We start from the raw sequence: 24895 nt of genomic DNA, 5'->3' as shown, positions 1-24895 counted from the left end.
AGGCGTTTGCCGACCTGGGAAAGGATGACGCTGCGTCCGCTCCGCTCACGAAGCGCGTGAGCGGTCAGTGCAGCGGATATTCCGCTTCCACGATGTAGGGGCCGCCCCCCACGCTGTCACGGGAGGAGTAGAGCACGAACCGCGGCACGTGAAAGGGAACGCTGCGATAGAGCCCGCGGGTGGCGAGATAGTCTGCCACCTGCCGGGTGGAGGCGTCGCGCAGGCGGGCGAGCGTCACGTGCGGGCGATACGTGCGTTCCGCCGCAAGGCCGAGGCGCTGCATGATGCGCTCATGCTCGGCCTGGAGTTCCATCAGGGCCGTGCTGGTCTTTACGCTCGCGAAAACGGTGCGCGGCTTGTGGCCGCCGAACTGGTCAAGGCCGTCGAGCACCAGATCGAAAGCCCGCCGCCGCACCTGCCCCAGCATGAGGGCGATGTCGCGGGCCATGGCGTCGTCCACGTCGCCGACGAAGCGCAGGGTGACGTGATAATTCTCGGGATCGATCCAGCGGGCACCCGATATGCCGCCGCGCAGCATGGTGAGCGTGGCGCCCACCTCGCCGGGAACCTCAATCGCGGTGAATAGCCGAGGCATCGGACCCTCCGCGGATATTACATGGCCGACAGTGAATGAGATTCGCGCCCCCGAGGGAAGCGCGGCCTCACCGCACCGGAACGAGAATGTCCACCACGAGCTGATCCGGCGCCGTGACGCGCGGATCGGTGTGATACTGCTCGATATAGAGATCGAGCGCGGTCAGGTTCCGCGAATCCAGGAAGTTGGCGATCTGCTCATAGGTGTCGTCCATGTCGGCGAAGGAGCCCCGGTGCGGGAACTTCAGCGCCTTGCCGTTGAACGACTGGGCGAGCTTGATACCCTTGCCCGGCGTGCCGGAGGGGGTGCCTGAATAGGGGATCTGGGCCTCGAACTCGAAGCCCGCGTCATCGCTCTGCGTATAGACCACCATCACGTCTCCGGCGGCCTTGAGCCCAAGCTTGTCCATCTCGGCCTGGACGGCATTGAGGGCGGCGACGATGGAATCATATCCCTCGTCCCAGCTCGACTGCCCGCTCTTCACCGCCACGGCGACGGGAGAGAGGACAGCGCCTTCGCCCGAGAACACGGTCTGGCCCTGTCCGTCGGGTGCGGGCGTCGCGCTCGGCAGCGGCTGGGCGGCCGGGCTGTTGGAATGCGTAGGCATGCCGGGCATGGGCGTCACCGCATTCGGATCCGCCGGGGGCTTGGGCGGCGGGGGCAACTGCGCTTCCGCGGGCGCGGCGGCCGGCGGGGGCGAGGCGGGCGCCGTCTGGGGCGTGCTGGGGGCGGGCGTAACCTGCGGTGCGGGACCGGCAGCGGCTGTGGATGGCGCCTGTGCCTGCGCCGGCGTCGTTCCGGCGGGCGCGGTCTGGGCGGAGGCGAGACCGGTCAGCGCCAGAAGGCAGGCGGCGACGGTGCCGCATCTAAAAGCCCCTGCCTTCATTCCGCGTCCACCGAACAGACCCGCAGCCTCGTCTGCGCGCATCGCGCTCTCCCTCAACTCACCGAACCGCCGCATCACTGCTCTAGCATGTTCGGCGCCGCACCCAAGAGGGAGTTTGCCACTCCCCATGGGTCAGCATTGCGACGGTAGGGGTGGCGCTTGCGCCGCCTCCCGCCATATAAGGTCGACAGTTTTCTGGTGTCTGGACGCCGCTCCGATGCTTGCCCATCGCCCTTTTGTGAAGATGAACGGTCTCGGCAACGAGATTCTCGTGCTCGACCTGCGCCACGAGCCGGAGGATGTGCCCGCCGCCGCGGCGCGCGCGCTCGCCCGTCCCGGCGTGCTGCCGTTCGACCAGGCGATGGTGCTCTATCCCCCGCGCCGCGCCGACACCGCCGCTTTCGTGCGCATTCTCAATTCCGATGGCTCGGAATCGGGGGCCTGCGGCAACGGCACCCGCTGCATCGCGGCCTATGAGGCGGGCCGGATCGGTGAGCGGCACGTGCTGTTCGAGAGCGCCGCCGGACTGCTGGACTGCGTGATGCAGCCGGACGGCCAGGTGACCGTGGACATGGGTGCTCCGCGCCTCGGCTGGGATGCCATTCCGTTGGCCCGCCCCGTGGCGGACACCAGCGCCGTGCAGATCGAGGGTTTCGCGAGCCTTGGCCCCGCCAGCATGGTCAGCATGGGCAATCCCCATGCCGTCTTCTTCGTGCCCGACGCCAACGCCGTGGACGTCGAGGCGCTCGGCGCGACGCTGGAGCATCACCCGCTGTTCCCCGAGCGCGCCAACATCTCCTTTGCTCAGGTGCTGAGCCCCGATCATATCCTGCTGCATGTGTGGGAGCGCGGCGCAGGCCGCACCCGCGCCTGCGGCACTGCCGCTTGTGCCACCGGCGTCTCCACTGCCCGCACCGGCCGGACCGGTCGCAAGGTGCGCGTAACGCTGCCCGGCGGCGACCTCGTGATCGACTGGCGCGCCAGCGACGGCCACGTGCTGATGACCGGCCCGGTGGCGCTGGAATTCACCGGCACGCTCACCTCCGACATGATCACCGAGGCCGCCTGAGCATGGGGCAGGCGGGCGCGCGGGAGACGGAAGGCGTCGAGGTCGTCACCTTCGGCTGCCGGCTGAACACGCTCGACGGCGCCGAGATCCAGCGCGCCGCCACCGCCGCCGGCCTCACCCGCACCGTGATCGTCAATTCCTGCGCCGTCACGGCGGAAGCGGTGCGCCAGGCCCGCCAGAGCATCCGCCGCCTCAAGCGGGCCGATCCGGCGCTGAAGGTCGTTGTCACCGGCTGCGCCGCCCAGACCGAGCCCCAGACCTTCGCCACCATGCCGGAAGTGGACCGCGTGGTGGGGAACGGCGCCAAGGGCGCAGTTGAGACCTGGGCCGAGGCCCGCGCCGCCTTCGATTTCGGCGTCAGCGCCGAGGAAAAGGTGAAGGTGGACGACATCTTCGCCGTGCGCGAGACCGCCCTCCACATGGTGGACGGCATGGACGGGCGCACCCGCGCCTTCGTGCAGGTGCAGAACGGCTGCGACCACCGCTGCACCTTCTGCATCATCCCCTATGGTCGGGGCGCCTCCCGCTCGGTGCCCATGGGCGACGTGGTGGCCCACATCCGCGCGCTGGCCGAAGGCGGGCAGAAGGAAGTGGTGCTCACGGGCGTCGACCTCACCTCCTATGGTGCGGACCTGCCCGGCGCGCCGACTCTCGGGCGGCTGGTGCGCGCCATTCTGCGGCAGGTGCCGGAGCTGGAGCGCCTGCGCCTCTCCTCCATCGACAGCGTGGAGGCGGATGCCGACCTCCTGCGCGCGCTGGCGGAAGAGGAGCGGCTGATGCCGCATCTGCATCTCTCGCTGCAATCGGGCGACGACATGATCCTGAAGCGCATGAAGCGCCGCCATTCGCGGGCGCAGGTGATCGCGCTCGTGGAAGAGATGCGCCGCCTGCGGCCGGATCTCGTGCTGGGCGCGGACCTCATTGCCGGCTTTCCCACCGAGACGGAAGCCATGTTCCGCAACTCGCTCTCCATCGTGGACGCGTGCGGCCTGAGCTTCCTCCACGTCTTTCCCTTCTCCGCCCGCGCCGGCACGCCCGCCGCGCGCATGCCGCCGGTGCCGGGCGACGTGGTGGATGCCCGCGCCCGCCGCCTGCGGGAGAAGGGCGAGGAGGCGCTGCGGCGGCATCTGGCCGCCGAGATCGGCCGCCGCCATCCCGTGCTCGTGGAGCGCGGCGGCATCGGTCGCACCCCCTATTTCACGCCGGTGCGCCTGCACCGGGCGGCGCAGCCCGGCGCCGTGATCGATCTGCGCATCGCCGGGCACGACGGCGCGCGTCTGGTGGCCGCATGAGCGAGACCTCTCCCCCCGAAAAACCCGGCTTCTGGCGCCGCCTGACCTCCGGTCTCGCGCGCACGGCCACTTCCCTCACCCAGGGGATCACGGACCTCGTCACCAAGCGCAAGCTCGATGCCGAGACGCTGGAGGAGCTGGAGGATCTGCTGATCCGCGCCGACCTCGGCACCGCCACCGCCGCCCGCATCGTCGAGGCGGTGGGCAAGGGCCGGCACGACAAGATGATTGCCCCCGACGAGGTGAAGGGCCTGATTGCCTCGGAGGTGGAGGAGATCCTTGGCCCCGTCGCGAAGCCCTTCGTGCCGGACGCCGGCCAGAAGCCTTTCGTGGTGCTGATGGTGGGCGTGAACGGCTCGGGCAAGACAACCACCATCGGCAAGCTCGCCGCCCAGTGGCGCAGCGAGGGCAAGAGGCTGACGCTCGCCGCGGGCGACACCTTCCGCGCCGCCGCCATCGAGCAGCTCAAGGTGTGGGGCGCGCGCACGGGCGCCCATGTGGTGGCCCGCGAACAGGGCGCGGATGCCGCCGGCGTTGCTCATGACGCCATCACCGAAGCCCGCGCAAATGGCTCGGACATCGTGATGATCGACACCGCCGGCCGTCTCCAGAACCGCACCGAGCTCATGGACGAACTGGAGAAGGTGGTCCGTGTCGTCAAGAAGCTGGAGCCCACCGCCCCGCACGCCGTGCTGCTGGTGCTGGATGCGACGGTCGGCCAGAACGCGCTCAATCAGGTGGAGGTGTTCGCCCGCACCGCCGGCGTCACCGGCCTCGTGATGACCAAGCTCGACGGCACGGCGCGCGGCGGCATCCTTGTCGCCATCGCCCAGAAATATCGCCTGCCCATCCATCTGGTGGGCGTGGGCGAGGGGGCGGAAGACCTCCAGCCCTTCTCCGCCCGCGACTTCTCCCGCGCCATCGCGGGTCTCGACTGAGGCGCGGCGATGGGGCGCCGGCCCATGCGGCGCCCCGGCTGTGCATGGCGCCGGGGGCAGGGGACTTCTCCACACCCCCTCGCTTGACAGGGCCGGGCCCACCCCGTACATGCAGCCATCCCATGGATCGGGGCCGTAGCTCAGATGGGAGAGCGCTGCAATCGCACTGCAGAGGTCAGGGGTTCGATTCCCCTCGGCTCCACCAATTCCCGATCCTCTGTCTCACATTCGGCTCAGATCTGCAGCACCTAACAGGTGTTCATCGTTTGCGTGTCGGGCTGCCCCCGGCCACCAACATCTCGTCCACACGTGCCTTTCATCTCACCTGCCAATTGTCGTTGTTCCGACTGATGCCATAAACTGGCTTCCAGGGGAGGGGGAGCGATGCGAAGCGTGCTCGGGGCGTTGGCATTGGCGGCAGGTGCGGGGTGGATTACGCCGCCCGCCTTGCACGCGCAAACACAGACCGGCCTGACCGAAAAGCAGGCCCGTGCGGCGGTGGTCCCTTATGTGCGAGCGGCCACCGACTGCATCGCGAAGCAGATGGGGGAAGATCCGCGCTTTGCCACCTTTGTGCGCGAAGCCAGAACAATGGATCTGCTGCCCGAAGCCATCAATCGATGCCGGCCGGCCGTGCGAACCATGATCGAAATGCACGATAGATACTATGGTCCGGGCTACGGCGAACAATTCGCTCGAGGCCCTTATCTTGACGACCTGCCGCGGGCAGCGGGGGCTCGTTTAAAGGAGCAGATTTCAGCCATCATCGCGCGCGACGCGGCCGACGCCGAGGCTCGAATTAATCGCATTGCAGCTACAAGAGAGCGCAAAGAGGCGACCACAAAAGAACTGTGGAGCTGTATCGGCGAAAAGACCATCGCGCTTGTTTCATCAGGGGAGCGGGCCGAATTGGTCGCCGACGCCGCTTTGGCTCTGTGTTCCAGTGAGCTCGGTCGTTATCTAGATGCGTCCATCGCATGGGAGGGCTTGCAGGGCACAGCGCCAGCGTCACTGGTCGCCCTCAGGGATGAGCTGGCTGCTGCCGCCAGAAAGCAGGCGGTCACTCTCGCAGTCGTGGCAAAATCGAGGGGTGCGCCACCCGCATCTCCATCACAGTCATCGCTTGGCAGTTCGTCGAAAGAAGCCTCCGCCGTACGTGGTTGCATTGATGAGATGGCGCGTACGGCAAGGTCTAAGCTGGCAGAGCAGGATGCGAAGCTGGCGGCGATCCTGGATCTTTGTCGCCCGGAGATCGAAGCCGCCGCTCGCGCTTCTTTTACGGGATCAAATGAAACATTAGATGAGCTGCGGCAACGTGCTTTCGTTGACGCCAAGGCGATGGCCGAGCGCGCCCTCGGGCGCTAGCGCATCACCTTCGCCGCTCGAGTGGAAGGGCGATCTACGGCATCACGACCTACGGTTTGCGTGGAGACGATCAGCTTGCGCCATCCCCCGCCGTCACCTTAGGTGCGTGCCGCATTCCTTTCCCGCACCATAGGCGCCATGCTCTCCCTGATCCCCCTTGCCCTGAATCCCGAACGCTTCGCGCCCTTCGGCGCCGTGGTGCGGCTGGGGGCGCCGCTGGTCGTGAACGAGGGATTCGCGCAGCGGCGCGATGCGCGGCTGGAGCTGGAAGGCCGCGAGCCGGGCGCCCGGATGTGCCTCTCCCTGTTCGATGTGAGCGTGCGCCCCGCCCCGCTTCTGGTGCGCCAGTTGGAGCGGCATCCCTGGTCTGCGCAGGTCTTCCTGCCCGTGGACGGCTGCCGGGCGCTGGTGGTGGTCGCCGGCAGCACGCCCGACGGCGGCGTCGATCCGGTGCAGCTTGCCGCCTTCATCGCCGGGCCCGAGGACGGCATCCTCTACGCGCCCGGCGTGTGGCACCTCGGCCTCAGCAGCCTCGACCGCCCGGCGCGCTTCCATATGGCCATGTGGTCCGGCACGCGGCCGGATACGGAGCTGTGCGATCTGCCCGAACCCGTGCAAGTGGAGATGGCGGCGGCGGGCGTACCCAAATGAGCAACCACGCAGTCCGTGCCTCACGCCGAGAGATCGGTCGCAAGCTCCTCCGGCGTGCCTTCGGGAAAGGCCTCCTTCAGATGCGCCAGAAAGGCTGAGACGCGGGCATTCAGCAGCCGGCGCGAGGGGGGAGAGCGCCCAGAGCGCCGTCTCCGGCCCTTCCGCGGTGCCCCACTGCACCAGCCGGCTCGCGGCCAGGTCGGCACTTGCCAGTGAAAGAGGCAGGCGCGCGGCACCGAAATGCGCCTCATGGCCGAGCGCTATGTGAGCGATGGCATGGCATGATCCCGGAAGCCGGCGACGTGGCGCGGCTGACTACGCTCCTCGCCCGGTCGCTCCACACCTATAGCGACTTCGCGAAGGTGATCGCCCGCGCGATTTGGGGCGCCGCCGTCCGTCCCCGTATGCCGCTCCGTTTCCCCAAGATAAGCGACCTCTCCGGTGTGGACGCCTGCGCGCCTGTCCGACGCGGCAGAACGCTGGCGACCACCGAGGAATGAAGGGGCGAGATGGGGCTGCGCTCACATCGGCCCATCGGGTCACCGTGAGTGCGGCCTTCGCTTCTGATGAGGGGACACCAAAAGAAAGGACCGCCAGAAGCTGTAGCTCCTGACGGCCCTGAATGGACGCTGTCACGACACCGATCGACTTGCACGCACCCGGATCGCGAAAAATAAATCCTCGATCATTCCCACTCGATCGTGCCCGGGGGCTTCGAGGTCACGTCGTAGACCACGCGGTTGATGCCGCGCACCTCGTTGATGATGCGGGTGGCGGCGCGGCCGAGGAAGTCCATCTGGAAGGGGTAGAAGTCGGCCGTCATGCCGTCGATGGAGGTGACGGCTCGCAGGGCCAGCACGTGGTCGTAGGTGCGGCCGTCGCCCATCACGCCCACGGTGCGCACCGGCAGCAGCACGGCAAAGGCCTGCCAGATCACGTCATAGAGGCCGGCGGCGCGGATCTCTTCCAGATAGATGGCGTCCGCCTGGCGCAGGATTTCCAGCTTTTCGGGGGTGATCTCGCCGGGGCAGCGGATGGCAAGGCCAGGGCCGGGGAAGGGGTGCCGGCCGACGAAGCTCTCCGGCAGGCCGAGCTCGCGGCCGAGCGCGCGCACCTCGTCCTTGAACAGCTCGCGCAGCGGCTCGACGAGCTTCATGTTCATACGCTCAGGAAGACCGCCCACATTGTGGTGCGACTTGATGGTGACGGAGGGGCCGCCGGTGAAGGAGACGCTCTCGATCACGTCCGGATAGAGCGTACCCTGGGCGAGGAAATCGGCGCCACCGATCTTCTTGGCCTCGGCCTCGAACACGTCGATGAAGAGCTTGCCGATGGTCTTGCGCTTCTTCTCGGGGTCCGAAACGCCGTCCAGTTCCTTCAGGAACAGCTCGGACGCATCCACGTGCACCAGCGGGATGTTGTAGGTGTTGCGGAAGAGCGAGACCACCTGCTCGGCCTCGCCGAGGCGCATCAGGCCGTGGTCCACGAACACGCAGGTCAGCTGGTCGCCGATGGCCTCGTGGATGAGCACCGCCGCCACGGCGGAATCGACGCCGCCGGAGAGGCCGCAGAGCACGCGCTTGTCGCCCACCTGGGCGCGGATCTTCCGGATGGATTCCTCGCGGAAGGCGCCCATGGTCCAATCGCCCTGGAGGCCGGCCACCTTGCGCACGAAATTGCGCAGCAGCTGGGCGCCTTGCGGCGTGTGTACCACCTCGGGGTGGAACTGCACGCCGTAGAACTTGCGGCTCTCGTCCGCGATGGCGGCAAACGGCGCGTTCTCGGACTGGGCGATCACCTCGAAGCCGGCGGGCAGCTGGGTGACGCGGTCGCCATGGCTCATCCAGACGAGATAGCGCTGGCCTTCCTGCCACACGCCCTCGAACAGGGCGGCGGGCTTCACCACTTCCACCTCGGCGCGGCCGAATTCGCGATGGTGCCCGGCTTCCACCTTGCCGCCGAGCTGGTCGGCCATGGCCTGCTCGCCATAGCAGATGCCGAGCACCGGAATGCCGGCCTCGAACACCGCCTGCGGGGCGCGCGGGCTCTCGCCCTCGATCACGGAAGCCGGGCCGCCGGAGAGGATGACGGCGCGGGGCTTCAGCCGATCCATGGCCTCGGCGGCCTTCTGGAAGGGCACGACTTCCGAATAGACGCCTTCCTCGCGCACCCGGCGCGCGATCAGCTGCGTGACCTGGCTGCCGAAATCGATGATGAGGACGGTGTCGTGCATGAGGGGCTTTCCGGCGCAAGGGGGCGTTCGAGCGCTTCCTTTAGCGGGAAAGTTCTGGCGACAAAAGCCGGGCGGTATCGCATCAGGTCTGCGCGCCGCTCGCGTCCGGCTCAGCTTGACACGTGCTGCCCACGCATGGAGCCTGCCCCGGCATCGCCAGGGAGGCATCCATGCCACTTCTCTTGGGTCTGCTCGGCCTTCTTGCCGCCGGCTTGTTCTGGGTCCTCTACATGCACCGGACGGTCAAGGGCCTGCAGGAGGTGGACCGCGATACGAAAGGCGTGCAGCGCCGCGCGGTCTCAGCCATCCGCAACATCGTGGGCACGCCGCTGGAGCGGGTGCGCGATGCGCGGCTGGCGGCGGTCATCCTCATGATCCAGATTGTGCGTACCGGTAGCCCCGTCACCGCCAGCGAGAAGACGAAGATCCTTGAATTCATGGAGGATCCGCTGGCGTTCGAGAACATCTCGGCCGCCTTCGAGCAGGCCCGGGGCTATACCCAGCAGCGCTTTCCCTTCTCGCAGGTGTCCGATCCCCTGATCCCGCTCCTGCGCAGCCGGCTGAGCGTGGATGAGCGCATGGAACTCATCACCATGCTCACGCAGGTCGCCTCCGCCCATTCCGCCCCCAGCGAACTCCAGCGCGAAGGCATCGCGCGGCTCAAGAACCGCCTGCTCGCGGGGGAGAAGGGCACGAGCCGCGGCGCCGCTGCGATGTGAGGAGCGGGGGCAGCGGGCGGCGAGGCCCCTGTCCGCTCCAGCGGCGCGCTCAGCCCGCGTGGGCGACGGGGAAGAGGAAGGGCGTGCCCGTTTCCACCAGCGTCTTGAGGCGGGAGAGGGATTCCGGCCAGCCGCCGGTGACGGCGCGGCTGGTGGCGGTGTCGCCGCCGAAATTGTCATGGGTCAGGGTGAGCTTCGTGCCGCCGGGAATGGCGCTGAGCTCCCAGGTGACGCGGGAGGGCGGATCGCCTGCCACGTCGGGCGACCAGCGGGCGCTGAAGCTGTGCACGAGCCGCGTAGGCGGCGCGAGTTCGAGGATCTCGCCCACGATCATGGGCCGGCCCTCGACGAAGAAGGTGATGGCCCCGCCCACCCGCCAGTCGGTGGTGGAGGTCATGTTGAAATGCTGCCAGAGCGGCGTCTTCGCGTCATCCGTCAGGATCGCCCACACCGCCTCCGGCGCGGCGCGCAGGAAGTGCTCGTACACGTGCTTGGGTCCGCTGGCGGACATGATCTTCGCCCCCTCATCCACGGCATGGGACAGGTCGCTCAGCGTGCGCGCGAAGGGGGCGGCATAACGGGAGATCCAGCGGTCGGCGACCTGCTGGAGCGGCACGGGATTGAGATAGTGCAGCTTCTCCCGCCCCACCTTGCGCGTGACGATGAGATGGGCGCGCTCCAGAACGCCGAGATGCTTCATCACGCCGAACCGCGTCAGCGGCTGGTCGCGCTCCAGCTCGGTGAGCGTCTGGCCGTCCGTCTCGCGAAGACGATCCAGCAGCGCCCGCCGGATGGGATGGGCAAGGGCATCGAAGACCGCATCCATGCCCTCAGAATAGGTTTCCATTTTGTCACGTGTCAATATGGTCACGTATTCACGCGCGGCCACACGCCGTCGGAGCGCGGCCCGTTCAGGCTGCGCGTTTCAGGACGCTGATGAAGAAGCCGTCCGTGCCCGTGCGGCGGGGCGTCAGCATGAGGCCCTCGGGCAGGTCCAGCGCGGCCTGGCGCAGGGCGAGGCCCCGGCTGCCGAGTGCCAGAACGGCTTCGGTGGAGGGCACCACCGAGAAGTCCGGGTGCTTTTCCAGCAGGGCGCGAATCTGCCCCGCATTCTCGGAGTTGAGCAGCGAGCAGGTGACATAAGCGAGCCGCCCGCCTGGCTTCACATAGCGCACAGCCTGTTCGAGGATCTTCGCCTGCTCGGCGGTGCGCTCGGCGAGCGCGCCGGGGCGCACGCGCCACTTGGCGTCGGGGTTGCGCCGCCAGGTGCCGGTGCCGGTGCAGGGGGCGTCCACCAGCACGAGGTCCATGTGGCCTTCGAGGTCGGAGAGCACGTCCGCCGTGCCGCGCGGCGCGCGGATCTGCACGTTGCGCACGCCGGCCCGCTGGAGGCGCTCGTGGATGGGCTTCAGGCGGCGCACATCGCTGTCATGGGCGTAGAGCTGGCCCTTGTTGTCCATGAGGGCGGCCAGTTCCAGCGTCTTGCCGCCGGCGCCCGCGCACAGGTCCAGAACCTGAGAGCCGGGCATGGGGGCGGCGAGGATGGCGGCGATCTGCGAGCCTTCGTCCTGCACTTCGACGCCGCCCTTCACGAAGGCGGGCTCGGATGTGATGGGGGGCTGCTTGCCGTCCGCCCCCAGCGGAATGCGCAGGGCCAGGGGCGACCACTGGCCGGGTTCGGGGTGAAGATGGGCGAGTTCCGCCAGCGCCTCTTCTGGCTTGGCCTTCAGCGTGTTGACGCGCATGTCCACGGGCGCGCGAGCGGCCAGCGCTTCGGCCTCGGCCACACGCTCCTCGCCGAACATGGCCTTCAGTTCGCCGTCCAGCCACTGGGGATAGTCGCCGCGCACCCAGGGAGCGGCGCCTTCCAGACTAGGGCTGGCGAGGCGGGTGCGCTCGTCCTCGGAGAGCGGGGCAGGGGCGAAGCGGGCGCCGTCGCAGAGCTTGGCGATGGCGTCCACATCCAGCCCGCGCACGGTGGCCAGCATCCCGAGCAGCAGGGCGCGCGGCTCTTCCGAGCCCATCACATGAGCGCAGGAGGCGCGGCGGCGCAGGGCGTCGAAGATGAGGCCCGACAGTGCGGCGCGGTCGCCGGAGCCGGCGAAGCGGTGCGAGAGCCCCCAGTCCTTGATGGCATCGCCGGCCGGGCGGCGGCGGGCGATGATATCGGCGAGGATGTCGATGGCGGCGGACAGGCGGGCGGAAGGGGTCACGCGGGAATCCGGTTCGGGAGGGTCAGGGTGCCGGCGCGCAGCTGTTCGGTGAAATGGTCGAGCGCGGCGCCGAGCTTCTCGTCGATGATGTGCAGGTATTCCGTCCAATCCTCAAGCCGGGCGAGCTCGGATTTTCCGTCGCTGATGCCGCGCAGGCCGATGGTGGGCACGCCGAACTGCGCCGCCGCCCGCAGCACCGCATAGGTTTCCATGTCCACCATATCTGCGTCGATGGCGTCATAGGCCGCGCCGGAAATGATGGCGCCGCCGGTGGAGAGCGAGGCGGCGGGCAGGCCGGGGATCTGCGGCTCCACCGGAAGGACGGCCGGAAGGTCGAGGAAGGGCGTGCGCCCCTTCTCGAAGCCGAGCGGGGAGGCGTCCATGTCGCGATAGGCGACACTCGCCACCTGATAGATGCCCGCATGGTCGAGGCTGCGCGAGCCGGCCGAGCCGAGGGTGAAGACGAGATCCGGCAGGTCGTCCTTTGCGGCGAGGCGGGCGAGGGCGATGCCTGTGCCGGCAGCCGCCTCCACCGGCCCGACGCCGCTGATGAGGGGCATGATGCGCGCGGACAGGTGCGGCCCGTACTCGAAGGTCGTGGCCATCACGAACAGGACCTTCACTCCCGCGATGGTGACGACGTGCCGGGCCGGATTGTCCATAGGCATGCTCCTTTGCCGCCTGTGGTCCTCCGGCACGGCGCGCGTGTCAATGGCCGCTTCCGGCCGCTTCATGGCCGGGGGCAGGCAGGGACACATGCCCCACCTCGTAATGCTGCGTGTCCTGCTGCTGCGTCATGGGCAGCGTCGGCCACAGGCGGAAATGGACCAGGGACCAGTCCGCCGGATTGAAGGCGCAGACGGCCGCCAGCGCCCCCTCCCTGACGGCGGCCTCCCCTGCGCCGCAGGCCGCGCGTTTCAGCGCCGCGAGATCGGCATGGGGCGCGATGGCCTCGATGCGTCGGCTGGCAAAGCGCGCGTCCGTCAGGGCGCCGGCACATTGCGCCTGCCACACGATCCAGGAGCGCACCATCGGCCAGCCGAAATCCCGCGCCAGCCCCGCAAAGCCGGGGCTGGTGAGAAAGGCATCCATGCCTTCGGGCGCGGCCCACAGATAGAAGGGGGCATAGAGGTTCTCGTGGCTCGGCACCGCGCCGCCCTCCCGGCGGGCGGAGAGATAGGCCTTGAAGGCGAGGTGAGGGAAGCCGTCGAGGAGCGGCCCCTTCTCCCGAATCCGCCGCTCGATGATGTCCATGTCGTAATCGGCGGGCAGCGCGATGCTGTATTGCATGGCGATCATCGGGCGGCCTCCGGGGCTTCCGCCCAGTGGACGGCGGTGCCCCCGCTCACGGCCTGGGCGCAGAAATAGCTGAAGGTGCAGTCCGGCGTGGCACCGTGCCAGTGGCGCTCGCCGGGGGCGAACCAGACGCTGTCGCCGGCCCGCACCTCGATCACCGGCCCGCCCTCCCGCTGCACCTGCCCGCGCCCGTCGAGCACGAACAGAAGCTGGCCGCGCGGATGGCTGTGCCAATGGGTGATGACGCCGGGCGGGAGAAAGCAGCGCATGGCGGTCATCTCGTCGTCCACCTGGCTGGACAGCAGCATCTCCACCCAGAAGCGGCCGCTGGCGATGCCCTCCGGCGAGAGCGTCACACTCGTGCCGGCCTCATGGATCGTGAGTTCCGCCGGGCAGGCGATGTTTTCTGGTGACGGACCGGACATCAGGCGGCCTCCTCTTCCGGCGCACCGGCGCTCTCGCCATTGGCGAAGGACCAGTCCTCCAATTGCGAGGCGGACAGGACCACCATCACATCCTCCGGCCGCACACCGGGCGAGGCCGCAAGATTGGCGACGAGGTGACGGTAGAAGGCGCGCTTCACCGCCGGGCTGCGGGCGCGGCCGGTGGTGATGTGGAAGAGCACAAAGCCCGCCGACCGGGGACCGCCCCCATAATCGCGGTCGAAGACGAGCTCTCCGGGCTGGTGCTGGTGGAAGATCTGGAAGCGGTCCGCGGCGGGCACTTCGAAGCTCTCGACGAGGGCGGCGTGCAGGCTGTCGGACAGGGCCTCAAGATAAGCGGGCGGATGGCCCGCCAGCAGGGAAATGCGGGTGAAGGGCATGGGAAACTCCGGCTCAGCCGTGGTTGACGCCGGCACTATCGGCTTCCAGAATGATCCCGAAAATCAGATTATTATGGACCATATGTCCTGATTTTCAGGATTGATGATGCAGATCCCCAATCTGGATATGGACGCCCTGCGCAGCTTCGTTGCGGGTTTCGAACTGGGCTCCTTCGCGCGCGCCTCGGACCGTCTGGGACGCTCCACCTCGGCGGTGAGTGCGCAGTTGAAGAAACTGGAGGAGCAGGCGGGCGTCGCTCTGGTGCGCAAGGCGGGGCGTGGCCTGGCTCTGACCGATGCGGGCGAGACGTTGCTTTCCTATGCGCGGCGCCTCCTCGATCTGAATGACGAGGCGCTGACCGCGTTGCGGGGCGTGGAACTGGAAGGCTGGGTCCGGCTCGGCCTTCAGGAGGATTTCGGCGAGGCCATCCTGCCCCATGTGCTCGGCCGCTTCGCGCGGGCGCACCCGAAGGTGCGCATCGAGAGTCGGATCGCGCGCAACAGCGAACTGGTGGACAAGACGCTCTCAGGGCATCTCGACCTCGCGCTGGCCTGGGATGGGGGCGAGCGGGCGGGCCATGCCGAACGCCTCGCCGAGGTGCCGCTCTGCTGGCTCGCCGCGCAGGATGGCGTCGCCTCCTGGCGAGCGGGCGGCACCGAGCCTCTGCCGCTGGCGGCCCTTGAGGCGCCTTGCCTGCTGCGCACCCTCGCCGCGTCGCATCTCGACCGGCAGGGGATGGCGTGGCGCCTCGCCTTTGTCAGCCCGAGCCTCAGCGGCCTCTGGGCGGCGGCGGCCGCGGGCCTCGGGATTGTCCTGCGGACGCAGATCGGCCGTCCGTCGGGCGTGCACGTGCTCGATCCCGCAACGCACGGGTTGCCGCAACTGCCCACGCTCGGCCTCATGCTCCATCGCCCCGAACGGGAGCCGTCACCGGCGGTCCGGCATCTGGAGGCCATCCTGCGGCAGGCGGTCGGGGAAGCGGTGGTGCAGGGGGGCGTCTCCGTTCCCGTCCCGGCACGTGCGCTCACACGTTGAGCAGGATCGCCAGAGCGTAGAGAACCCACATGGCGAGCAAGGCGATGACGCCCACGAGGAAGGCGGGGAAGCGCAGCCGGATGTCGTTGGACGTGCAATGCACGAGGGCATGGGCGACGCGGGAGAGGACGAAGACCCATGCGAGGATGACGAACAGCAGGTCCGCCTTGCGCGTCACCAGCGCCAGCACCGTCACCACATAGAACAGGACCGGCAGTTCGAACTGGTTGCGGAAATTGTTCGCCGGTGCGCGGGCTTCGCGCGGAAACAGGCTGTCGTCCCACACCGCCTCCCGGTCCACGGCCTTGCCACGGATGGCGGTGCGGCGCCGGGCGCCCATCACGAACAGCACCACAAAGGTCAGCGCCACCTGCACGAAGAGGGGCAAAAGGATCATCTGGACGGTCATCAATACCTCCGGCGGGAGCGTTGCCGTACAGGAACTCCCGCTGCCGCGCTCGCGTTCCTCCCGCACCAGATACGGAGCAGGACCATGGCTGGACAAACCCATACGGAGCAAGCGCTCGGAGATGACCTTAGGACAGGTCCGGCCCCCCGTCCGCTCTTTACCCGCATTTCGCAGGGTGTCTCGAAGGCGGCCGGCAAGCCCGTGACCTTCATCGGCGCGGTGGTGGTCATCCTCATCTGGGGCGCGACCGGGCCGCTGTTTGGCTACAACGACACGTGGCAGCTCATCATCAACACCTCGACCACCATCATCACCTTCCTGATGGTGTTCCTGATCCAGAACAGCCAGAACCGCGACACCGCCGCCCTCCAGATCAAGCTGGATGAACTGATCGCGCGCCTCGAAGGGCCGCGCAAGGCGCTCCTGGACCTCGAGGATCTTGACGAGGAGACGCTGGAGAAGCTGCGCGCGGAATATGCGCGACTGGCGGACGAGGCGCGCGGCGCGGCGGACGAGGGTGCGGACGTGAAGCCGGTGGAACGCTCCATCCAGGAGATCTGCGGCTCCGGGGAGGGCAAGGTCGAAGTGACAGTGCGCTCGACCGCCGCCGGCGAGAACACCGCCGTCGCGGAGGCAAAGGCCACGCGCACCGCCGCAGCCGCCGCGTGCAAGGCGGCGGAGGCAAGCTCCTGAGACCCGGGATGGACGCAGGGCTTTCAGGCCCCTGCGTCATGTCCTGCACCTCCCCAGAAAGCTCAGGACAGCAACAAGTGTTGGCGTGATCTTGTCGCGCGCCCGACACAGAAGTCCCTTAGACAGTGAAAATTGCGCACCGAATGCCAGGGTCCGCTTCCATGTCCATTCCGCTTGATCTTTCGCCTTCGCCCGCCCAGCCGCCCGTGCTGGCCGGCCTTGGCACGCCGCCCGAGGCGGTGGTGCTGAAACTCGACCATGCCGCAGCCCTCGTGGTCTTCGACATGCTGGCGCGGATGATGGACCGCCACGACGCCGACGGCGTGCGCGACCTTCTGGAGCATCCCGGCGAGATCGCCGCGCTCTGGTCGCTCATGTCGGCCTTCGAGCAGGCGCTCGACGAGCCCAAGGATGCCGATTACCGGGAGCTGATCCGCGCCGCCCGCGAACGCGTGGTCGCCAATCTCGGCGCCGGGTTCTGACCCTCTCCCCAAAAGAAAACGGCCCGGACGCAGGTCCGGGCCGTTCGCATCTTCAGGTCTGCCGCAGGCTCACCAGCTGGAGAGCACCGAGCCCTTGAAGGTGTCCTGGATGAACTGCTTCACCTCGGGAGACTGGTAGCTCTTCACGAGAATGGCGACCCAGGGCTTGTCCTTGTCCTGCTCACGCACGGCGATGACGTTGACGTAGGGGCCCTTCGGATCCTCGCGCAGGATCGGGTCCTTCACCGGGTCGAGGCCGGCTTCTTTGGCATAATTGGTGTTGATGCCGGCGGCGTCCACGTCGGGCAGGGAGCGCGGCAGCTGGGCGGCGTCGATCTCGACGATCTTCAGCTTCTTCGGGTTGGCGGTGATGTCCGCCACCGAGGGCTTGAAGCCGACGCCGTCGCGCAGCTTGATGATGCCCTTGTCCTGCAGGAGCAGCAGCACGCGGCCGCCGTTTGTGGGATCGTTCGGGATGGCGACGGTGCCGCCGACCGGCACTTCGTCGAAGGTCTTGTACTTCTTGGAATAGATGCCGATCGGGAAGTTCACCGTGGTGCCCACGGAGACGAGCTTGAAGCCGCGGTCGGCCTTCTGATTGTCCAGATAGGGCTGGTGCTGGAAGGAGTTCGCCTGGATCTCGCCGGCGGCGAGCGCCGTGTTCGGCACCACATAATCGGAGAATTCGACGATCTGGATGTCGAGGCCCTGCTTGGCGGCGATGGGCTTCACCGCTTCCAGGATCTGGGCGTGCGGGCCGGGGGTGACGCCGACCTTGATGGTCTCGGCGCTGGCCGCACCGATGCCGAGGCCGAAGGCCAGGGCCACGGCGAGGCTCCGCAGGGGAGCGTGACGCAGCAACATGGGAAGTCTCCTTGGGGTCTTGATCAGTTGCGATTGCGCTTGTCGAGGCGGCGGGCGGCGAAGTCGCCGAGGCTCTGCACGCCCTGCACCAGCAGGATGAGAACGATCACCACCGCCAGCATCACGTCCGGCATGAAGCGCTGGTAGCCGAAGCGGATGCCGAGGTCGCCGAGGCCGCCACCGCCCACCGCTCCGACCATGGCCGAGTAGCCGAGCAGGCTCACCACCGCGAGGGTGAGGGCGAGCGTGATGGAGGGCAGGGCTTCGGGCAGCAGCACCTTGCGCACGATCTGGAGCGGCGTCGCCCCCATGGCGCGGGCGGCTTCCACGAGGCCCTGATCCACCTCGCGGATGGACGCCTCGATGAGGCGGGCGATGAAGGGGGCCGCCGCCACCGTCAGGGGCACGATGGCCGCATTGGTGCCGATGGAGGTGCCGGCGATGAGCCGGGTGAAGGGGATGATGGCCACCACGAGGATGATGAAGGGCGTGGAGCGCGCCGCATTCACCACAAGGCCGAGGATGTGGTTCAGCCACGGCGCCGCGAACAGCTCGCCCGAGCGGCTGGTGGCGAGGAACACGCCCAGCGGCAGGCCGATGAGCGTGCCGATGAAGCCGGCGACCGCCACCATGTAGAGGGTCTGCTTCGTGGCCTCGATCAGCAGATCGACGATGGCGGGGGGAAGGATCTCAAACATAGCCGACCACCTCCGTGGCATGGCCGAGGCCCTCCACCGTGGCGACGACGCCGCTCAGCGTCTGCGGGTCGCCGGGAACGGAGACGACGATGACGCCGAACGGCTCGCCGGCGATGTCGTCCACCTGGGCCTGGATGATGTTGATGTCGATGCCGAGGTCGCGGGCCACCCGCGAGAGCACGGGATCGGTGGCATGGGCGCCGGTGAAGACGATGCGCAGCACCGCCTCCGCACCCGGCGTGTAATCGGGCTTCAGCCGGTCCACGAAATAGGCCGGCAGGGTGGCGCCGGTGAGGGCCGAGAGGAAGGAGCGGGTCGTCGGGTGACGGGGCCGCGCGAAGATCTCGAAGGTGCGGCCTTCCTCGACGATGCGCCCGCCGTCCAGCACCGCCACGCGGTCGGCCACCGACTTGATGACGGCCATCTCGTGGGTGATGAGCAGGACGGTGAGGTTCAGTTCGGCATTCACCTTGCGCAGCAGGGCGAGGATCTGGTTCGTGGTCTCGGGATCGAGGGCGGAGGTCGCCTCGTCCGAGAGCAGCACGCGCGGGCGCATGGCAAGGGCGCGGGCGATGCCGACGCGCTGCTTCTGGCCGCCGGAGAGTTCGGCGGGATAGCGGTCGCGCTTGTCGCCGAGGCCCACGAGGTCGAGCAGCGGCTCCACCCGCGCCTTGATCTCGCGCGACGGCACGCCGGCGATTTCCAGCGGCAGGGCGACATTTCCGAAGGCGGTGCGGCGGGCCAGCAGGTTGAAGTGCTGGAAGATCATGCCGATGGAGCGCCGGGCCGCGCGCAGGCCCCCCTCGTCGAGCGCGGTGATTTCGGTGCCGTCCACGATCAGGCGGCCCGAGGTCGCCCGCTCCAGCCCGTTCACGAGGCGAATGAGGGTGGACTTGCCGGCGCCGGAGCGCCCGATCACGCCGACGATGGCGCCTTCGGGAACGGTGAGGTTCACATCCTGAAGCGCCGCCACGGCGCCCGAGGCGGCGCGGGCGGGGTATGTCTTCTCGATCCGCTCGAAACGGATCACCGCAGGAGCGTGGGGCACGGGGGCGTCGGTCACGGGGGCTTGGGCTCCGGCGGCGCCGGCGGGCTGCGGCGCGATGGACAGGGGAGCGTTCACGTTTACCTCCGGTCGTCAACCGGCACGTTCGCTGCGCAGGGGGAGGCCGTTCGTCGTGACGGACTTTGTACCAGGCGGAGCGGGAATGGGCCGAACAGGATGCGGGTCGCAGGGCGGGTCTTGTCCTCGGGGGACAGACATCAACAGCAGCAGCGGCACATCATGGGCGTCACCCGTCCGTTATCGGGCCTCGATGCGACGCACAATCGTTCGGTTTGACGAACAAGTCAACATATAAGGTGAGTTGGATTTAAGCCCGCCGCGCAGATGTGAATTGCGTGGCGGGCAGGGCTCGCGAACCGGCGGCTATTCGGCCGCGCGGTGCAACTGGGGCTTGGCCGGCGGGGCCGCGTGGGTCTCGGGCTCGTCCTTGGCCCCGACGAAGCGGCTCAGGTGGCGTCCGGCGAAGCGGCTGAGGTCGTCCATCACCGTGAAGACCGCCGGCACGAACACCAGCGACAGTACGGTGGAGGCGATGAGGCCGCCGATCACCGCGATGGCCATGGGCGCACGGAAGGAACCGCCTTCGCCGAGGCCGATGGCGGAGGGCACCATGCCGGCCGCCATGGCGATGGTGGTCATGACGATGGGCTGGGCGCGCTTGCGGCCGGATTCCATGAGGGCATCGAAACGGCTCTCGCCATGCTTCATGGCCTCGATGGCGAAGTCCACCAGCAGGATGGCGTTCTTGGTCACGATGCCCATGAGCATGAGGAAGCCGATGACCACCGGCAGCGAGACCGAATTGCCGGTCAGCAGCAAGGCAATGAAGGCGCCGCCCACCGAGAGGGGCAGCGAGATCAGGATGGTGATGGGCTGGAGCAGGTCCGCGAACAGCAGCACCAGCACCGCCAGCACCAGCATGATGCCCGCGCCCATGGCGAGGGCGAAGCCGCTGAACACCTCGCCCATGATCTCGGCGTCGCCGGTCTCCTTGAGCGTCACGCCGGGGGGCAGGTCGCGGGCGGCGGGCAAGGCGAACACCTTCTCCAGCGCATTGCCGAGCGGAGCGGTGCCCACGAGATCGGCTTCCACCGCGATGCGCCGGGCGCGGTCGTAGCGGTCGAGCGAGGTCGGCCCCTTGCCGAAGGTGACGTCCGCCACCGTGGTCAGCGGCACGGCCCCGCCGGAAGCGGTGGGCACCTTCAGAGCGTCGAAGGTCGAGAGGTCGCGGCGGGCGCGCTCGTCGAGTTCCACGCGGATGTCCACCTGCCGGTCCTTGGCGGAGAATTTGGCGAGGTTCGCCTCCACGTCGCCGATGGTGGCGATGCGCACGGTCTCGGCGATGGTGTCCACCGAGACGCCGAGTTCCGCCGCCTGGTCGAGCTTGGGCACGATGCGGATTTCGGGCCGGTCCAGCGCGGCGCTGGACACCACATTGGTCAGCTCCGGCACCCGGTCGCGCACCTGCGCCTCCAGCGCCAGCGCCGCCTTCTCCACCGCCGCGCCATCGGCGCCGGAAAGGATGACGGCAAAGCCGCGATTGGTGGTCTGCCCGTCCTGGCTCCAGCTGTAGCGGACGTCGGGTATGGCCCTGAGCTCGGCGCTCACCCGGCTCTCGAACGCCTTCTGGGCGGTGCTGCGCTCCGAGCGCGGCTTCAGGTTGATGACCACCTGCGCCTTGCGCACCTCGCCCGCCGTCATGGCGAAGCCGCCCTGTCCGCCTCCGCCTGCGGTGGCATAGACGCTCGCCACTTCCGGCTGGGCGGCCATGATGGCGGTGATGCGGTCCGCCACCTCCTGCGTCTCCTCGATGGTGGAGCCGGGGGGCAGTTCCACCGAGAGCAGCGAGCGCGAGATGTCGTTGGCCGGCAGGAAGCCGGAGGGCAGCAGGGTGGCCAGATAGATGCTGCCCGCGAACACCGCAAAGCCCATGAGGATGGTGGCGAAGCGGTGCCGCACCGACCAGCCCAGCAGGGTCACGTACCGGCGCATGATGAAGCCGTCCTCGCTCTCCCGGTGTCCGGTGTCGCGCAGGAAATAGGCCGCCAGCAGCGGCGTGATGAGGCGCGCCACCAGCAGCGAGAACAGCACGGCGATGGCCACCGTCAGGCCGAACTGCTTGAAATACTGGCCCGCGATGCCGCCCATGAAGGACACGGGCGCGAACACCGCCGCGATGGTGAGGGTGGTCGCCACAACGGCAAGGCCGATCTCGTCCGCCGCCTCGATGGCGGCGCGATAGGGCGATTTGCCCTCCCGCATGTGGCGGACGATGTTCTCGATCTCCACGATGGCGTCGTCCACCAGGATGCCCGTGACCAGCGTGATGGCCAGCAGGCTGACGCCGTTCAGCGAGAAGCCGAGCGTGTCCATGATCCAGAAGGTGGGCAGGATGGAGAGCGGGATGGCGGTGGCGGTGATGATGGTCGCCCGCCAGTCGCGCAGGAACAGGAACACCACGATCACCGCGAGGATCGCGCCCTCGATCAGCGTGTGCATGGCCGACTGGTAGTCGGACTTGGTGTAGCGCACCGTGGTGTCGATCTCGGTGATGGTGACGGCGGGATAGCGCGCCTCAAGCCTCTTCAGTTCCTCGCCCACCCGGTCATAGACCACCACGTCCGAGAAGCCCTTGGCGCGGTAGACGCCGAAGGCCACCACCGGCTTGCCGTCGAGACGCGCGAACACCCGCTGCTCGGCCGCCCCGTCGGTGACGGTGCCGAGGTCGCTGAGGCGCACGTAGCGTCCGTTGCTGAGGGCGATGCGCGTGTTGCCGAGCTGCTCCATGTTGGCGGCGCCGGCCAGCGTGCGGATGGTCTGCTCCTGCGTGCCGAGCTGTCCCCGGCCGCCGGAGACATCGACGTTCGTGGCCCGCAGCTGGCGACTCACTTCGGCGGCGGTGATGCCGAGCGCGGTCAGGCGCTCGGGATCGAGCGAGACGCGGATCTCCCGGTTGACGCCGCCCTCGCGCTTCACCTGCGCCACGCCACGAACGCCCTGAACGGCGCGGGCGATGGTGTCGTCCACGAACCAGGAGACCTCTTCGGTGCTCATGGAGGGGGCCGACACCGCATAGGTGACGATGGGCAGGCCTTCGATGTCCACGCGCTGGACCTGCGGCTCCTCGATGCTCTGCGGCAGTTCCGAGCGGATCTTGGTGACGGCGTCGCGGCTGTCGTTCACCGCGCGGTCCACCATGGTCTCCAGATGGAACTCCACCGTGGTCACCGAGGTGCCGTCGGAGATGGAGGAGGTGATGTGCTTGACGCCGGCGACGCCGGCGATGGCGTTCTCCACCTTCTTGGTGACCTGCGTCTCCAGTTCGCTGGGCGCGGCGCCCGGCTGGCTGATGGTCACCATCACGATGGGGATGTCGATGTTCGGCATCTGCGTGACGGGCAGGGAGCGGAAATGCACCAGTCCCAGCGCCGTCAGCACGACGAACAGGACGAGGGACGGAATGGGCTTGCGGATCGCCCAGGCTGAGACGTTGAGAGCCATCAGCGGGCCTCGCTCACGCTCTTGCCGGCCTCGGCCGGCGTGACCCTGTCGCCTTCGCGCAGGAAACCGGCCGCACGCGCCACGACGAGATCGTCCGGCTGGGCGCCGTCGATGAGCTCCACGCGCCCGCCGGTCTTGATGCCCGTGTGCACGCGGCGTTCATGGATGACGCCGTCCTTCACAACGAGGATGTAGGCGCCGTTGGCGTCGAACATGACCGCGGACTGCGGCACAGAAAGGCCCCAGCGGCGGTCCAGCAGCACCACGCCGCGGGCGAAGGCGCCCGGCCGCAGGTCGGGCTGGGTGGGCAGGGCGATCTTGGCGCGGCCGAGACGGGTCGCCTTGTCCACTTCCGCCGAGATGAGGCGCACCTTGCCCTCCACCGACCGGTTGAAGCCGGCCGGCGTCACGGCGACGGTCTGGCCGACCGCGAGGCGGGGCAGGGCGACCTCGGGCACTTCCGCGTCGAGGTCGATGGCGCCGTCCTTGGCGATGCGGAACAGCGGCTCGCTGCGGGTGGACAAGGCGATGGCGCCGATGCGGGCGTCGCGGGCGAGGATGAGCCCGGCTTCCGGAGCCCGCACCTCGGTGCGCTGGAGCTTCAGCTCCAGTTCGGCCCGCTGGGCCTGCACCAGCACGGCATCGGCCTCGGCGGCTTTGAGGCTCTCCCGGGCGGCGACCACCTGCGCGGCGGTGACCTTCACGGCGCGCTCACGCTCGTCCAGGGTCTCCTGCGTGGAGACGCCGGTCTTGCGCAACTGGCGGGTACGCTCGGCGGCGGAATTGGCTTCCGTCTCCTGCGCCAGCGCCTGATCGAGCGCCGCGCGCTGCTGGGCGATGGTGGCCTTGGCCTTCGCGGCATTGGCGGTGTTCTGCGCGAGCTGGGTGTCGAGCACGTCACGGGACAGGCGGGCGAGCACCTGCCCCTTCTGGACCGTGTCCCCCACCTCGGCGAGGATTTCGGTGAGGCGGTAGCCCTCGATTTCCGGCCCCACCTGGATTTCCTCGCGCGGCAGCAGGGAGCCGGTGACGAGCAGGGTATCGTGCAGTTCCTGCTTCTCGGGGCGCACCACGCTGATGGTCAGGCCCTTGGCCTGCGGCGCCGCCGCCTGGGCTGGTGCGAACGGTCCCGACGCAAAGCTCAGGACGGTGAGCGCGGCGAGCAGGCGGAAGCGGACAGGCGCCGGACGGGCGGACATGGAAGCGTCTCCGAAGGAACGGATGAACCGGAGGTTGCGCACAGTGCGCGCGGCAATGGTGGCGGGACGAGGGCTCATGGCACATCCGTCCCGCGCGGCGAGATCATGCGGCCCATCAGGCCTGACAGGGCGGCGAGGCGGCCGGGAATGTCGAAGTGCGGCCATCTCTGATGGTTGAGCATCAGCCCGTCGCCGATGGCGAGCAGCAGCACCTGCAGCGCTTCGAGATCGACGTCGGCCGCGATCTCCCCGCGCCGCTGCGCCTCGGCGAGCAGGTCCCGCAGCATCTGATGGCTTTCGCGCTCCATCGGATCGAGAAGCTCGCGCAGCTTGGGATTGCGCGACCCTTCCGCGAAGATCTCCGCGCCCAGGCGGTCGCACATGGACTGCGTCCCCGTGAGCAGTTCCGCCATGGCGGCGGTGAGGCCGGCCATGAGGCTCTCCGACTGGCGCAGCGCGTCGAACAGGCGGGTGCGCTCCGCGCGCTCGGCCTCCACGATGGCGCCGATGATCGCTTCCTTGGAGGGGAAGTAGCGATAGAGCGCGCCGGGGCTCATGCCCGCCTCCGTGCAGATCTGCTGCATGGACGTGCCGTGGAAGCCCTCGCGCGAAAAGCAGGTGGCGGCGGCATCGAGGATGCGCTGGCGCTGTTCCGTCCGGTGATCCTGCGGCTCGGTGAGTGTCACGCAGCTTCCCTAGGGTGCGAATGAACGTTCGCTCGCATATGCGCCTCTCGTTTGGGAGCGTCAAGGGCGGGATATCAGGACATGGTTTCCAATGTCCTGTGCGTGATACGGGCCCGCAGGCCCGCCAGACGGGATGGCCTCTTCAACGGCGGCGGTATCGCCACTAGAACTTGAGGGACAT

General features: G+C 68.3%; 25 protein-coding genes, 1 tRNA gene and 2 pseudogenes. 11 read left to right on the top strand and 17 right to left on the bottom strand.

The window, feature by feature from the left end:
- Nucleotides 1-64: 64 nt before the first annotated feature.
- Nucleotides 65-595, bottom strand: a complete 531-nt coding sequence (gene thpR / locus AZC_RS19125) for an RNA 2',3'-cyclic phosphodiesterase (protein ID WP_012172235.1) — start codon at nucleotides 593-595, stop codon at nucleotides 65-67.
- A gap of 67 nt (nucleotides 596-662) precedes the next feature.
- Entirely contained in the window at nucleotides 663-1523 is an 861-nt protein-coding gene (locus AZC_RS19120; protein ID WP_148209883.1) for a GyrI-like domain-containing protein, read from the bottom strand.
- A 175-nt stretch (nucleotides 1524-1698) separates the two neighbouring features.
- Between AZC_RS19120 and dapF the strand changes: the two genes are divergently transcribed.
- From dapF to AZC_RS19090, 6 genes are all read left to right on the top strand, one after another.
- On the top strand, nucleotides 1699-2550 hold the full coding sequence (dapF, locus tag AZC_RS19115) for a diaminopimelate epimerase (RefSeq protein ID WP_043879608.1): 852 nt from the start codon (nucleotides 1699-1701) through the stop codon (nucleotides 2548-2550).
- A gap of 2 nt (nucleotides 2551-2552) precedes the next feature.
- Nucleotides 2553-3842 carry a tRNA (N(6)-L-threonylcarbamoyladenosine(37)-C(2))-methylthiotransferase MtaB gene (mtaB, locus tag AZC_RS19110; protein WP_012172232.1) on the top strand — a complete coding sequence of 430 codons (1290 nt, stop codon included), beginning with the start codon at nucleotides 2553-2555 and terminating at the stop codon, nucleotides 3840-3842.
- Entirely contained in the window at nucleotides 3839-4780 is a 942-nt protein-coding gene (gene ftsY / locus AZC_RS19105) for a signal recognition particle-docking protein FtsY (protein WP_012172231.1), read from the top strand. The genes mtaB and ftsY overlap by 4 nt, the downstream gene beginning before the upstream one ends.
- Nucleotides 4781-4909: 129 nt before the next feature.
- A tRNA-Ala gene (locus AZC_RS19100) sits at nucleotides 4910-4985 on the top strand.
- A gap of 179 nt (nucleotides 4986-5164) precedes the next feature.
- Nucleotides 5165-6145 (top strand): hypothetical protein, encoded by a 981-nt coding sequence (locus AZC_RS19095; RefSeq protein WP_012172230.1) that lies wholly within the window; start codon nucleotides 5165-5167, stop codon nucleotides 6143-6145.
- 138 nt (nucleotides 6146-6283) lie between these two features.
- Nucleotides 6284-6796: an ureidoglycolate lyase gene (locus tag AZC_RS19090; RefSeq protein ID WP_043879607.1), complete on the top strand. Its 513-nt coding sequence runs from the start codon at nucleotides 6284-6286 to the stop codon at nucleotides 6794-6796.
- A gap of 20 nt (nucleotides 6797-6816) precedes the next feature.
- Here AZC_RS19090 and AZC_RS26170 read toward each other — a convergent pair.
- A pseudogene (locus AZC_RS26170) lies at nucleotides 6817-7042 on the bottom strand (LysR substrate-binding domain-containing protein); the annotation flags it as partial.
- A gap of 35 nt (nucleotides 7043-7077) precedes the next feature.
- On the opposite strand from AZC_RS26170, the gene AZC_RS26425 reads away from it, so the two are divergent.
- Nucleotides 7078-7296 carry a hypothetical protein gene (locus tag AZC_RS26425; RefSeq protein WP_043879606.1) on the top strand — a complete coding sequence of 73 codons (219 nt, stop codon included), beginning with the start codon at nucleotides 7078-7080 and terminating at the stop codon, nucleotides 7294-7296.
- A 185-nt stretch (nucleotides 7297-7481) separates the two neighbouring features.
- Here the strand turns inward: AZC_RS26425 and guaA are convergent, their stop codons facing one another.
- Entirely contained in the window at nucleotides 7482-9029 is a 1548-nt protein-coding gene (gene guaA / locus AZC_RS19080; protein ID WP_012172228.1) for a glutamine-hydrolyzing GMP synthase, read from the bottom strand.
- A gap of 170 nt (nucleotides 9030-9199) precedes the next feature.
- On the opposite strand from guaA, the gene AZC_RS19075 reads away from it, so the two are divergent.
- On the top strand, nucleotides 9200-9748 hold the full coding sequence (locus tag AZC_RS19075; RefSeq protein ID WP_012172227.1) for a TerB family tellurite resistance protein: 549 nt from the start codon (nucleotides 9200-9202) through the stop codon (nucleotides 9746-9748).
- Nucleotides 9749-9797: 49 nt separating this feature from the next.
- Here the strand turns inward: AZC_RS19075 and AZC_RS19070 are convergent, their stop codons facing one another.
- The 6 genes from AZC_RS19070 to AZC_RS19045 all read right to left on the bottom strand — a co-directional run bounded on the left by AZC_RS19070 (nucleotide 9798) and on the right by AZC_RS19045 (nucleotide 14080).
- Nucleotides 9798-10595, bottom strand: a complete 798-nt coding sequence (locus AZC_RS19070; RefSeq protein WP_244421741.1) for an ArsR/SmtB family transcription factor — start codon at nucleotides 10593-10595, stop codon at nucleotides 9798-9800.
- A 64-nt stretch (nucleotides 10596-10659) separates the two neighbouring features.
- Nucleotides 10660-11961 carry an RsmB/NOP family class I SAM-dependent RNA methyltransferase gene (locus AZC_RS19065; RefSeq protein WP_012172225.1) on the bottom strand — a complete coding sequence of 434 codons (1302 nt, stop codon included), beginning with the start codon at nucleotides 11959-11961 and terminating at the stop codon, nucleotides 10660-10662.
- Nucleotides 11958-12623 (bottom strand): 5'-methylthioadenosine/S-adenosylhomocysteine nucleosidase, encoded by a 666-nt coding sequence (locus tag AZC_RS19060; RefSeq protein ID WP_012172224.1) that lies wholly within the window; start codon nucleotides 12621-12623, stop codon nucleotides 11958-11960. The genes AZC_RS19065 and AZC_RS19060 overlap by 4 nt, the downstream gene beginning before the upstream one ends.
- A gap of 46 nt (nucleotides 12624-12669) precedes the next feature.
- A complete protein-coding gene (locus AZC_RS19055) occupies nucleotides 12670-13260 on the bottom strand; it encodes a DUF4865 family protein (protein ID WP_012172223.1) in 591 nt (196 codons plus the stop codon).
- Entirely contained in the window at nucleotides 13257-13682 is a 426-nt protein-coding gene (locus AZC_RS19050; RefSeq protein WP_012172222.1) for a cupin domain-containing protein, read from the bottom strand. The genes AZC_RS19055 and AZC_RS19050 overlap by 4 nt, the downstream gene beginning before the upstream one ends.
- Nucleotides 13682-14080, bottom strand: coding sequence for a tautomerase family protein (locus AZC_RS19045; RefSeq protein ID WP_043879605.1), 399 nt, complete (start codon nucleotides 14078-14080; stop codon nucleotides 13682-13684). The genes AZC_RS19050 and AZC_RS19045 overlap by 1 nt, the downstream gene beginning before the upstream one ends.
- A gap of 106 nt (nucleotides 14081-14186) precedes the next feature.
- Between AZC_RS19045 and AZC_RS19040 the strand changes: the two genes are divergently transcribed.
- Entirely contained in the window at nucleotides 14187-15116 is a 930-nt protein-coding gene (locus AZC_RS19040) for a LysR substrate-binding domain-containing protein (protein ID WP_043879604.1), read from the top strand.
- Here the strand turns inward: AZC_RS19040 and AZC_RS19035 are convergent.
- Nucleotides 15106-15525, bottom strand: coding sequence for an MAPEG family protein (locus tag AZC_RS19035; RefSeq protein ID WP_012172219.1), 420 nt, complete (start codon nucleotides 15523-15525; stop codon nucleotides 15106-15108). The two genes, AZC_RS19040 and AZC_RS19035, sit on opposite strands and share 11 nt — an antisense overlap.
- Nucleotides 15526-15609: 84 nt before the next feature.
- Here AZC_RS19035 and AZC_RS19030 point away from each other — a divergent pair.
- Nucleotides 15610-16032: pseudogene (locus tag AZC_RS19030) on the top strand (low affinity iron permease family protein); the annotation flags it as partial.
- 347 nt (nucleotides 16033-16379) lie between these two features.
- The gene (locus AZC_RS19025; RefSeq protein ID WP_043879603.1) at nucleotides 16380-16700 is read left to right on the top strand and encodes a hypothetical protein; all 321 of its coding nucleotides are present in this window, start codon (nucleotides 16380-16382) and stop codon (nucleotides 16698-16700) included.
- Nucleotides 16701-16769: 69 nt separating this feature from the next.
- Here AZC_RS19025 and AZC_RS19020 read toward each other — a convergent pair whose 3' ends face one another.
- The 6 genes from AZC_RS19020 to AZC_RS18995 form a co-directional block, all read right to left on the bottom strand.
- Nucleotides 16770-17564 (bottom strand): MetQ/NlpA family ABC transporter substrate-binding protein, encoded by a 795-nt coding sequence (locus tag AZC_RS19020; RefSeq protein ID WP_012172216.1) that lies wholly within the window; start codon nucleotides 17562-17564, stop codon nucleotides 16770-16772.
- 23 nt (nucleotides 17565-17587) lie between these two features.
- Nucleotides 17588-18262: a methionine ABC transporter permease gene (locus AZC_RS19015; protein WP_012172215.1), complete on the bottom strand. Its 675-nt coding sequence runs from the start codon at nucleotides 18260-18262 to the stop codon at nucleotides 17588-17590.
- Entirely contained in the window at nucleotides 18255-19385 is a 1131-nt protein-coding gene (locus AZC_RS19010) for a methionine ABC transporter ATP-binding protein (protein WP_012172214.1), read from the bottom strand. The genes AZC_RS19015 and AZC_RS19010 overlap by 8 nt, the downstream gene beginning before the upstream one ends.
- Nucleotides 19386-19691: 306 nt before the next feature.
- Nucleotides 19692-22829, bottom strand: coding sequence for an efflux RND transporter permease subunit (locus tag AZC_RS19005; RefSeq protein WP_012172213.1), 3138 nt, complete (start codon nucleotides 22827-22829; stop codon nucleotides 19692-19694).
- Nucleotides 22829-24028, bottom strand: coding sequence for an efflux RND transporter periplasmic adaptor subunit (locus tag AZC_RS19000; protein ID WP_012172212.1), 1200 nt, complete (start codon nucleotides 24026-24028; stop codon nucleotides 22829-22831). Before AZC_RS19000 ends, AZC_RS19005 begins: the two co-directional genes overlap by 1 nt.
- A 74-nt stretch (nucleotides 24029-24102) precedes the next feature.
- Nucleotides 24103-24714 (bottom strand): TetR/AcrR family transcriptional regulator, encoded by a 612-nt coding sequence (locus AZC_RS18995; protein WP_052286006.1) that lies wholly within the window; start codon nucleotides 24712-24714, stop codon nucleotides 24103-24105.
- Nucleotides 24715-24895: the final 181 nt, after the last annotated feature.

This window comes from Azorhizobium caulinodans ORS 571 (genome assembly GCF_000010525.1).
GTDB lineage: Bacteria > Pseudomonadota > Alphaproteobacteria > Rhizobiales > Xanthobacteraceae > Azorhizobium > Azorhizobium caulinodans.
The sequence above is the reverse complement of the archived record's forward strand: the minus strand, read 5'-3'. Positions and strand labels throughout refer to the sequence as shown.